Source organism: Virgisporangium ochraceum (genome assembly GCF_016863655.1).
In the GTDB taxonomy this organism is placed as follows: Bacteria; Actinomycetota; Actinomycetes; order Mycobacteriales; family Micromonosporaceae; genus Virgisporangium; species Virgisporangium ochraceum.
Genome location: NZ_BOPH01000004.1, coordinates 1 through 9357, shown reverse-complemented (window position 1 = coordinate 9357; position 9357 = coordinate 1). Strand labels below are relative to the sequence as shown.

At 71.4% G+C, this 9357-nt stretch carries 12 protein-coding genes; 5 read left to right on the top strand and 7 right to left on the bottom strand.

Annotated features, from left to right (window positions below):
• Positions 1–183: 183 nt before the first annotated feature.
• From Voc01_RS01890 to Voc01_RS01875, 4 genes are all read right to left on the bottom strand, one after another.
• The gene (locus tag Voc01_RS01890; protein WP_203925464.1) at positions 184–753 is read right to left on the bottom strand and encodes a PepSY domain-containing protein; all 570 of its coding nucleotides are present in this window, start codon (positions 751–753) and stop codon (positions 184–186) included.
• A gap of 91 nt (positions 754–844) precedes the next feature.
• Positions 845–1429: an acyl-CoA-like ligand-binding transcription factor gene (locus Voc01_RS01885; protein ID WP_203925463.1), complete on the bottom strand. Its 585-nt coding sequence runs from the start codon at positions 1427–1429 to the stop codon at positions 845–847.
• A complete protein-coding gene (locus tag Voc01_RS01880) occupies positions 1407–2897 on the bottom strand; it encodes an MFS transporter (RefSeq protein WP_203925462.1) in 1491 nt (496 codons plus the stop codon). Before Voc01_RS01880 ends, Voc01_RS01885 begins: the two co-directional genes overlap by 23 nt.
• Before the next feature lie 41 nt (positions 2898–2938).
• Positions 2939–3436, bottom strand: coding sequence for an anthrone oxygenase family protein (locus Voc01_RS01875; protein ID WP_203925461.1), 498 nt, complete (start codon positions 3434–3436; stop codon positions 2939–2941).
• A 112-nt stretch (positions 3437–3548) separates the two neighbouring features.
• On the opposite strand from Voc01_RS01875, the gene Voc01_RS01870 reads away from it, so the two are divergent.
• Positions 3549–4403, top strand: coding sequence for an LLM class flavin-dependent oxidoreductase (locus Voc01_RS01870; RefSeq protein WP_203925460.1), 855 nt, complete (start codon positions 3549–3551; stop codon positions 4401–4403).
• 4 nt (positions 4404–4407) lie between these two features.
• Here Voc01_RS01870 and Voc01_RS01865 read toward each other — a convergent pair whose 3' ends face one another.
• Positions 4408–4905 carry a cupin domain-containing protein gene (locus Voc01_RS01865; protein WP_203925459.1) on the bottom strand — a complete coding sequence of 166 codons (498 nt, stop codon included), beginning with the start codon at positions 4903–4905 and terminating at the stop codon, positions 4408–4410.
• Between the two features lie 9 nt (positions 4906–4914).
• Complete coding sequence (locus Voc01_RS01860) at positions 4915–6084, bottom strand: monooxygenase (RefSeq protein WP_239159869.1); 1170 nt, start codon at positions 6082–6084, stop codon at positions 4915–4917.
• 66 nt (positions 6085–6150) lie between these two features.
• On the opposite strand from Voc01_RS01860, the gene Voc01_RS01855 reads away from it, so the two are divergent.
• Positions 6151–6630: a tetratricopeptide repeat protein gene (locus Voc01_RS01855; protein WP_239159868.1), complete on the top strand. Its 480-nt coding sequence runs from the start codon at positions 6151–6153 to the stop codon at positions 6628–6630.
• On the opposite strand, the gene Voc01_RS01850 is transcribed toward Voc01_RS01855, so the two are convergent.
• Positions 6603–6770 (bottom strand): alpha/beta fold hydrolase, encoded by a 168-nt coding sequence (locus Voc01_RS01850; RefSeq protein ID WP_203925458.1) that lies wholly within the window; start codon positions 6768–6770, stop codon positions 6603–6605. The two genes, Voc01_RS01855 and Voc01_RS01850, sit on opposite strands and share 28 nt — an antisense overlap.
• An 89-nt stretch (positions 6771–6859) precedes the next feature.
• Here Voc01_RS01850 and Voc01_RS01845 point away from each other — a divergent pair, with 89 nt between their 5' ends.
• The 3 genes from Voc01_RS01845 (at position 6860) to Voc01_RS01835 (ending at position 9309) form a co-directional block, all read left to right on the top strand.
• Positions 6860–7468 carry a PadR family transcriptional regulator gene (locus tag Voc01_RS01845; protein ID WP_239159867.1) on the top strand — a complete coding sequence of 203 codons (609 nt, stop codon included), beginning with the start codon at positions 6860–6862 and terminating at the stop codon, positions 7466–7468.
• A 135-nt stretch (positions 7469–7603) separates the two neighbouring features.
• The gene (locus Voc01_RS01840; RefSeq protein WP_203925457.1) at positions 7604–8548 is read left to right on the top strand and encodes an ATP-binding cassette domain-containing protein; all 945 of its coding nucleotides are present in this window, start codon (positions 7604–7606) and stop codon (positions 8546–8548) included.
• Positions 8545–9309 carry an ABC transporter permease gene (locus Voc01_RS01835; RefSeq protein ID WP_203925456.1) on the top strand — a complete coding sequence of 255 codons (765 nt, stop codon included), beginning with the start codon at positions 8545–8547 and terminating at the stop codon, positions 9307–9309. The genes Voc01_RS01840 and Voc01_RS01835 overlap by 4 nt, the downstream gene beginning before the upstream one ends.
• Positions 9310–9357: the final 48 nt, after the last annotated feature.

Sequence of the window (9357 nt, the reverse complement as noted above, 5' to 3'; positions counted from 1 at the left end):
CGACGATCAGGGCGGCCGGCACAGACCCGCGAACCGGCGACTCGGGACACCGGAACCCCAACGAACCGTTCTGCGCGACACCGTCCCGATCCACCCACGGCTGATCCACTCACGGTTGGGGCCAGTCGCAGCGATGGCCGCCCGAGCACCCGGGCGGCCATCCGTTGAACGGCATCAGGATAGTCAGTCGTCGCCACCGCGGCCACTCTTGCCGGAGCCGCCGTGGTCGTCCCCGCCGCCGCGCCCGCTCCGGCCCGAGCCGCTGTTGTCGTCGTCGTGTCCGCTCCGGCCCGAGTCGTCGTCGCCGCGGCCGCCGCCCTTGTTCTCGAACCGGGTGATCGCGCCGGTCTCCTTGTCGACGTGCACGTCGTAGCGCACGCCGTCCTTCACGATCCGCACCTTCCACACGGCGCGCCCGTGCTCGAACTCCGACTCGACGCTCGTCACCGTTCCGCCGCCGACGCGGGCCAACGCCGCCGCGGCCGCGAGGTCGCTGGGAACCACCGCGCCGCCGGGCTGTGCCGGCGCCGTCGTGGTCGGGCTGTCGTCGGGGGACCCGGTGGGCGAGTCGTCCGGCGAGGCCGTGTCGGTCGGGGACGGCGTGTCGTCGGGCGACGGCGAGTCGGTGACCGCCACGGCGGCGGGCCGGCCGCGGGCCGGATCGTCGTCGCCGGCAGCCGCGAGGGCCGCCCCACCGATCATCACCGTTGCCACGGCCGTCGCTCCGGCGACCGCGAGTGCCTTGCGCTTCATGGTGTCGAACCTCCTGGTCGTCTGTGGTGACCAGGTTCGCGACTCCCGGGCTATCGCCGCGCTGTGCGAACGCTAAGCCCGGGTTAACGCGTCAGTACGCGAGCTCACCCACCGCGGCGACGGCACGGTCGATCAGCTCGCCGAGGTCGGCCCGGCCGTCGGCGTCGTACCAGGCGAACACGCCGACGGCCGCCGCCGTCATGCAGCCGGTGACGAACGCCCGAACGTCGAAGTCGTCGGGGTCGCGGCCGAGGCGTTGGGCGAGCGGGGGAGCGAACGCGTTGGTGCTGTCGAGCAGGTTGGTCATCGTGCGGGCGCGCAGCGCCGGCACCGAGAGCACCAGCCGCATCCGGGTCAGGATCTGCTCGTTCTCACCCGGCTTGAGGTCGCCCAGAGACGCCTGCAGCGCGTGGCGCATGGTGGCGAGCGGACCGAGCCCGGCCGGGGCGGCCTCGATCCCCGCGACGATGAGCTCGTCGTACCGGTCGTCGCTGACGACGTCCTCCTTGGTGCCGAAGTACCGGAAGAAGGTGCTCGGTGAGACCTCGGCCGCCTCGGCGATCTGCTCCACGGTCGTCGCGTCGTAGCCCTGCTCGGCGAACAGGCGCAGCGCGTGCTCCTGGATCGCCCAGCGGGTCTTCTGCTTCTTCCGCTCACGCAGACCGGGTTGGTTCATGCACCGATTCTGACGCAACGGCGGTGGGACGCGCGGGAAGCCATCGGGCGACGGCCAGCGCGCCGAGCACCGCGAGCGCCGCGCACACGGTCAGCACGGCCGCCATGCCGTCGGTGAACGCCTGCCGCGCCGCGGCCGCGAGGCCGGCGTCGCCCAGCGCGAGCGCGCCCGTGAGGGAGTCGCGGGCCGCGGCGGGTGCGTCGGGGCCGAGACCCGCCCGGTAGACCGCCGACAGCAGGCTGCCCAGCAGCGCGACGCCGAGTGCGCCGCCGGTCTGGCGCAGCGTCATGGTCACGGCGGTGCCCGAGCCCGCGTCGTCGTGCGGCAGTTCGCCGAGCACCGCGTCCATCGCCGGCGACAGGGCCAGGCCGACGCCGAGCCCGATCAGCAGCAGCCAGGTCGCGACGAACCCGTACGGCGAGTCGGGCGCGGTGGCCGTCCCGACGAGCAGGCCGACGGCGGCGACCAGCAGCCCGGTGACCACCGGGACCTTCGTGCCGCTCCACGCCGTGAGCCGCGCCGCGACGGGCGCGCCGACGAACAGCCCGGCGATCAGCGGCAGCAGCCGCAGGCCGACCTCGAACGCGTCGAGGTCGCGCACCGCCTGGAGGAACTGGGGCAGCACGAACAGCAGTCCGGCCAGCGAGAACGTCGCGATCGTCCCGGCGGCGGTGCCCCACGCGAACCGGGGTCGCCGGAACAGCCCGAGGTCGAGCATCGGCTCGGCGGTCCGCCGCTCGACGGCCACGAACACCGCCAGGAGCGCCAGCCCGGCGACCATGGGGCCGAGCGCGAGCGGATCGGCCCAGCCCCGCACCGGCGCCTCGATGACCCCGTACACGAACAGCGTGAGCCCGGCGGTGGAGAGCAGACCGCCGGCCAGGTCGATGGCCTTCGGGTGGGCCGACCTCGACTCCGGGATCAGCGTCGCGACCGCCACCAGCGCGATCGCCGCCGCCGGAACGTTGATCAGGAAGATCGAGCCCCACCAGAAGTGCTCCAGCAGGTAGCCGCCGATGATCGGTCCCAGCGGGAGCCCGAGGCCCATACCCATCGTGAGCAGCGCGATCGCCTTCGGCCGCTCGTCCGCGTCGAACATCACCGGGATCATCGCGGCGGTCAGGGGCGTCAGCACCGCGGCGCCGACGCCCATCAACGTCCGGGCGACGATCACCTGACCGGCTCCGGTGGCGAAGACCGCCAGCACCGAGGCCGCGCCGAACAGCACCAGCCCGGCCAGCAGCAGCCGGCGGCGGCCGAACCGGTCGCCGAGCGCGCCCATCGGGAGCAGCAGACCGGCGAAGACCAGCACGTACGCGTCGACGATCCACTGGAGCTCGCTGGTGCCGGCGTCGAGGTCGGCGGCGAGCGTGGGTAGCGCGACATTGAGGATCGTGAGGTCGAAGCCGAGCGTCAGGGTGCACAGCACGATCGCGACGAGCGCCCACCATCTTTTGGTAGTTCCCATGAATTGACAGTAACTCCCATATGAGAGTTACTGTCAATATCTCAGGTCGAAGTCTGACCGAACCGGACCAGCGCCCACACGATCGCCCCCAACGAGCCCGTCGAGGCGACGGTGCGGACGATGTTCCAGCGCACCCAGGGCCCCTCGAACGCCTCGCGGGCGGCGGCGAGCGCGGCCGGCGTGTCGGTGCCGGCCGCGGCCAGGGCGTTGTTCATCGGCACGTTCTGGGTGCCGGTCACGACGATCGCCACCAGGTACAGCGCCAGGGCCAGGAGGATCCACGGCAGCACCGCGCGACCGTCCTTCGGGAGGTGCAGGGCCGCGGCGAGCGCGGTCAGCACCAGCGCGCCCATGAAGTGCGCCATGAACCACGGGTTGATGATCGCGACGTTGATGTTCTGCATGGCCTGGACGAAGGTGCGGTCGTCGGACCGACCGAGGCCGAGCATGACCGACGCCGAGTAGGTGTAGAAGAGGCCGGCGGAGAGCCCGAGGGTGATCGCGGCCGCCACGAGGGTGCCGCCACGCAGGAGTGTCATGCCGGTAAGTCTTCGTGCCGATCGAGTGCTGGACCATGGCCGCGGCGCGCGGTCGCATGCGCCAGCGTCTACGGTGATACTTGACCGATCAGTTGTTCGTGAGGAGAACTACATGAGGATCGGAATCGGACTTCCGAACACGCTCACGGTGCCCGGGCCCACCGTCGTCGACTGGGCCCGCAGGGCCGAGGAGCGCGGCTTCCAGTCGCTCGCGACGATCGACCGCATCGTCTACCCGTCGTACGACTCGCTGACCACGCTGGCCGTGGCCGCGGGCGCCACGTCGCGGGTCACCCTGTTCAGCAACATCCTGCTCGGGCCGGTCTACCCGCCGGTGTGGCTGGCCAAGGCGACCGCGAGCCTCGACGCCCTGTCGGGTGGCCGGCTGCTGCTGGGGCTCGGAGTCGGTGGGCGTCCCGACGACTTCGCCGCCATGGACCGGCCGTTCGAACAGCGCGGCAAGTTGATGGACGGCACCCTCGACCTCCTGCACCGCGCGTGGGCCGGCGAGGAGATCACCGGAGACGACGTCGCGGTCGGGCCGGCGCCGGCCCGCGGCAACCGGGTGCCGGTGCTGATGGGCGGCACCAGCGACGCCGCGATCCGCCGCACGGTGCAGCAGGCCGAGGGCTGGACCGCCGGCGGCGGCGGGCCGGAGATGGCCGCGCCCGTGATCGAGAAGGTGCGCGCGGCCTGGAAGGACGCGGGCCGCGACGGCGAACCCCGCTTCGGTGCGCTCGTCTACTTCGGCCTCGGCGACGAGGCGGAGTCGCGGGCCTCGCTGCTGAGCTACTACGGCTTCCTCGGCGAGTGGGCCGGGCGCATCGCCGACAGCGCGATCCGTACCGCCGCCGACGCCAGGGCGGTTGCCCGGCGGTACGCCGACCTCGGGGTCACCGACCTGGCCTTCGACCCGACGATCGCCTCCCTCGACGAGGTCGATCGCCTGGCCGACGCCGTGCTGTAGGCGGCTACTCCCCGGTCCAGAAGGTGTCGTGCTTGAGGAAGAACGCCATCCGCTCCTCCTCGTCGCGCTTGGCCATCGCCGCCACCTGTTCGAAGTACTCCTCGCGGGGAGCGCCCGGCGCGAACAGGATCAGCATCGAGGCCGGCTCGCCCGACTCGTTGCGGAAGCCGTGGATCCCGCCCTCCGGCACGAACAGGAAGTCACCGGCGGTGGCGTCGATCCACTCCCTGCCGTTGTAGAGGCGCACGGTGCCGCTGAGGATGAAGAACGACTCGGAGATCGACCGGTGGAAGTGCGGGCCGGGCCCTGTCGGCGGGCCCGGCATGTCCCACCGGTAGAGGCCGAACTGCCCGTTGGTCGCCGCGCCGGTGGCGAGGTAGCTGGCCGCGCTGGTGGCGCCGACGTGGTCGGGTGGCGCGTCGGCGCGGCGCAGCACCGAGCTGGGCTCGCCGGTGTCGCCGAGATAGGTGGGTGCGGGGTAGGCCTCTGGTGGGAACGACATGATCCAAATCTACGGCTTGGACCAGATCACGATGCCCAGACACATCTCGTCGCTGGTGCCCTCGCCCCACACCACGTAGCGCGGCTTCAGGGGCTTGAGCTGCGGTAGCTGGGCCCGCAACGTCGCGTCGTGGGAGCAGGTGACGCGGTAGGTGTCGCCGGTCCGCGCGGTCACCGGCTGCGGCGTGGGGCGGGCGCCCTGCTCGTCGAAGTTGTAGACGGGAACGTCGAGCAGGGTCTGCGCACCCGCGGCACCCGGGTTCAGCTCGACCTTGATCGAGCGGCCGAGCAGGTGCATGTGCCCGGCCACGCCGTGGATCACGGCGTCCTGCCGGGCCTTGTGGTCGCACTGCTGGGTGTTGCCGGGCTTCGCCGGTCCGCGGTTGCACAGCAGGTTGAGGCCGTTCGCGGTGCGGGACGCCTGGTCGCCGAAGCGGGCGGTGAGGTCGGCGACGGAGCGGTCACGGTCGCACAGATCGCCGGTTTCGGTCGGCGGGCAGGGCAGTTCGACCGGAGCGGGCAGCAGCGTCGTCTGCAGCGGGGACAGGTCGGCGGAGCCGCTCATGACGCGCAGGCGCACACCGGACCTGTCCGGGCCGGGAGCCTTGCCCTCGGTCGCGAGCAGGTTGTAGTGGACCTGCATGACGATGCGGCTGCCGGCCGCCATCTCGAAACCGACCTTGGCGTCGATCAGGCGCTCGGTGCCGCCCGGCGCCCACGAGCCGATCCAGCCGGTGCTGCCGAGGCCGTCGCGGCGGATGCCCTCGTCGCCGAAGCAGGTCCAGCCGTCGCCGGGTGACTCGTCGTCGACCTTCTGTGCCGCCTCGATGTCGCGCGCCTGCACGCGGAACAGGATCGCGTGGTGCACGATGTCGGCGTTCTCGGGCAGGAACTCGGACCCGACGATCCACGAGTTGCCGGTGAAGTGCGGGTCGAGCAGGAAGCAGCGGTACTCGTCGGTGCTGCCCGTCGGTGGCGTCGGGGTGTAAGGCCGCTCCATCGACAGGAACTGGAACCGTTCGCCGTCGCGCAACGGGATCTTCGCCTCGACCCCGTGGTGGTCCGGCGCGGCCGCCGCGTCCTTCCCGCCACCCTTGCCGCCGTCGGAGGAGCCGCATGACGCGGCGGCGACCAGGAGCGTGAGCGCGGCCATTGTCGAGAGTGCCCGACGCGCATCCATAGCGCTGAATGGTACGTGTTGGTACCGGTACCGGCCAGAGCCGGAGATATCTGCGACGATCGTGTCGTGCGCGACGATTGGGACGAACGGGTGGATGCGGTGTGGTCGACGGCCGCACAACGGAGCGAGGACGACGTGCTGGCCGCGATCCTCGAGCTGGCCGACGAGCGACCGGAGCGCGACGCCGACGGGCTGTTCGAGCGCGCCTCCGCGTACGACTACGTGGGCCGCGAGGCCGAGGCGGAGCCCTATTACCGGGCGGCCCTCGACGCCGGGCTCACGGGCGACCGCCGTCCCCGCGCCCTGATCCAGCTCGCGAGCACGCTCCGCAACCTGGGCCGGGCGGCCGAGGGCGCCGACCTGCTCCGGTCCGAGGTCGGCGACGAAGGGCTCGCCGACGTGCGCGCCGCGTTCCTCGCGCTGACGCTGCTCGACGCGGGCCGGCCCGACGAGGCGGTCGCCCGGGCGCTGCTGGCCCTGGCCCGCCACCTGCCCGAGTACCGGCGAGCGGTGACCTACTACGCCGACGAGCTGCTGGAACGCTGAAGAAGGTCGGTCAGGACGGCGGCGAACCCGGCCGGCCGGTCGAGGTGCGCGGTGTGCGCGGCGCCGGCGATGCGGTGCAGCCGGGCGTCGGGGGCCCTGACGATGCGCTCGCAGGCGTCGTCGTAGGCCAGATCCGTCACGGTGGTCACGCTATCGCAGGGTTGTGTTCGATGCCCGCGGCCGTATACTCGGGTACGAGTAATCGGGGGCGAGAAGACAGGGGGGACCGGTGGCGAAGCGTCGCAAGGTCGGCAACCTGCTCGCGCTCGCGCTGCTCACCGGGCTCGTCGAGAAGCCGATGCACCCGTACGAGATGGCGACCCTGCTGAAGGAGCGCGGCAAGGACGCCAGCATCAAGATCCAGTGGGGTTCGCTGTACACCGTGGTGCAGAACCTCGAGAAGCACGGGTTCGTCGAGCCGGTCGACACGACGCGGCAGGGCAAGCGGCCCGAGCGCACCGTGTACGCGATCACGGCGGCCGGTCGGGCCGAGCTCCAGGACTGGCTGCGCGAACTGCTCGCCGAGCCGCAGCAGGAGTTCACCTCGTTCGAGGCGGCATTGTCGAATGGGGGAGTGCTGTCGCCCGACGAGGTGATCGACCTGCTCCAGCGGCGGGCCACGACGCTCGAGACCTACGTGGTCGACTGGCGGAAGCGGCTGGCCGAGGTGGTGCGGTCCGTCCCGCGGATCTTCCTCATCGAGGTCGAGTTCAAGGTCGCGATGGCCGAGGCGGAAGCCGCCTGGGTGCGGTCGATCGTCGCCGAGATGGTCGACGGCACGATGCCCGACATGGACCTGTGGCGCAGCTACCACGCGAAGACGAAGAAGGAGGACTGAAGAACCCCGGCAGGTGCTGCAACACCCGCCGGGGCCATGAACCTGCGAACCGATCCGTGAGGACCCGCCCGCGAGGCCGCAACCGCAAGGGTATCGGGTCACGACGGACGGTTCATCCTGCTCACCGGAGGAACCGTGAGTCACACCGTCGAGGCACATGACCTCGTCAAGACCTACGGCAAGGGGGTGCGCGCCCTCGACGGACTGTCGATCAGCGTGCCGCCCGGCGAGGTCTTCGCCCTGCTCGGCCCGAACGGGGCCGGCAAGTCCACCACGATCAAGATCCTCACCACGCTGGCCCGCCCCGACTCGGGCACGGTGACCGTCGCCGGCAACGACGCGCTGGCCCACCCCGAGCGGGTGCGCCGGGTCATCGGCGTGGTGTCACAGAAGTCGGGAGCGGACCCGGTCGCGACCGGCCGCCAGAACCTGCTCCTGCAGGGACGCCTGTACGGCCTGCACCGGGCCGACCTCAAACGCCGTGTGGGCGAGCTTCTCGACCGCTTCGCGCTCGGCGAGGTCGCCGACCGGGCCGTCAGCACCTACTCGGGCGGCACCCAGCGGCGGCTCGACGTGGCACTCGGGCTGATGAACCGGCCCGAGGTGCTGTTCCTCGACGAGCCGACGGCCGGCCTCGACCCGCAGGCGCGCACCGCGATGTGGGCCGAGATCTCCCGACTGGCCGCCGACGAGTCGATGGCGATCCTGCTCACCACGCACCATCTCGAGGAGGCCGACCGCCTCGCGCGGCGGGTGTCCATTGTGGACCGGGGACGCGTCGTCGTCACCGGCAGCCCGGACCACCTGAAGGCGGAACTGCGTGGGGACGCGGTCCACATCGAACTGCGCGACGAGAGCGACGGGCAGGCGGAGGCCGCGCTCAAGGCGGTCCCCGGCGTGCGGGACGTGACCCTCGACGGCCGCAACCTCAGCGCGCGGGCCGACGACGGTGCGGCGACGGTGCCGCACGCGCTCGCGGCGCTCGACCGGGCCGGCGCCCCGGCCGCGACGGTCACCGTCGCGCGGCCCTCCCTCGACGACGTGTACCTCCGGTACGCCGGAAGGCGGTTCGAATCATGACTGACACGCTCTGGATGACGCACCGGCGGCTGCAGGCGTTCGTCCGCCAGCCCTGGTACCTCGTGTTCACGCTGATCCAGCCGGCGATCTGGCTGTTCCTGTTCGGCAACTTGTTCAAGCGGATCGTCGAACTGCCCGGGTTCGGCGGCGGCTCGTACCTGACCTACATCGTGCCCGGGGTCGTCGTGATGAGCGCGATGTCGTCGAACATGTGGGCCGGCATGGGAACCATGGAGGAGATCGAGCGCGGCACGCTCAACCGGTTCCTCATCGCGCCGGTCGGCCGCGGCGCGATCATGAACGCCAACGTGATCGAGCAGGCGCTCAGCACGAGCATCCAGTCGCTGATCATCGTGCTGCTGGCGTGGGCGGCCGGCGCGACCTACGAGGGCGGGCCGGCGGGTGTGCTCGTGCTCATCGTGATGGCGATCCTCCTGGGCACGGTGTTCAGCGCGCTGTCGAACACCGTCGGCATGCTCGTGCGGCAACGCGAGACGATCATCGGGCTGAACACGTTGCTCCTGCTGCCGTTGACGTTCATCTCGACCACGTTCATGGCCGAGGACCTGATGCCCGGCTGGATGCAGACCTTGACGAACTACAACCCGGTCAACTGGGCGGTGGAAGCGGCCCGGTCGGCACTGGCCGAGAACCCCGACTGGGGCGACGTCGCGACACCGGCGGCGGCGCTGCTCGCGCTCGCCATGCTGACGGTGTGGCTGTCGACCCGCACGTTCCGCACGTACCAGAAGTCGGTGTGAGGGATGCCCGGCCCCAGCGGTTGGGGCCGGGCTCTGCTTGATGCGCCC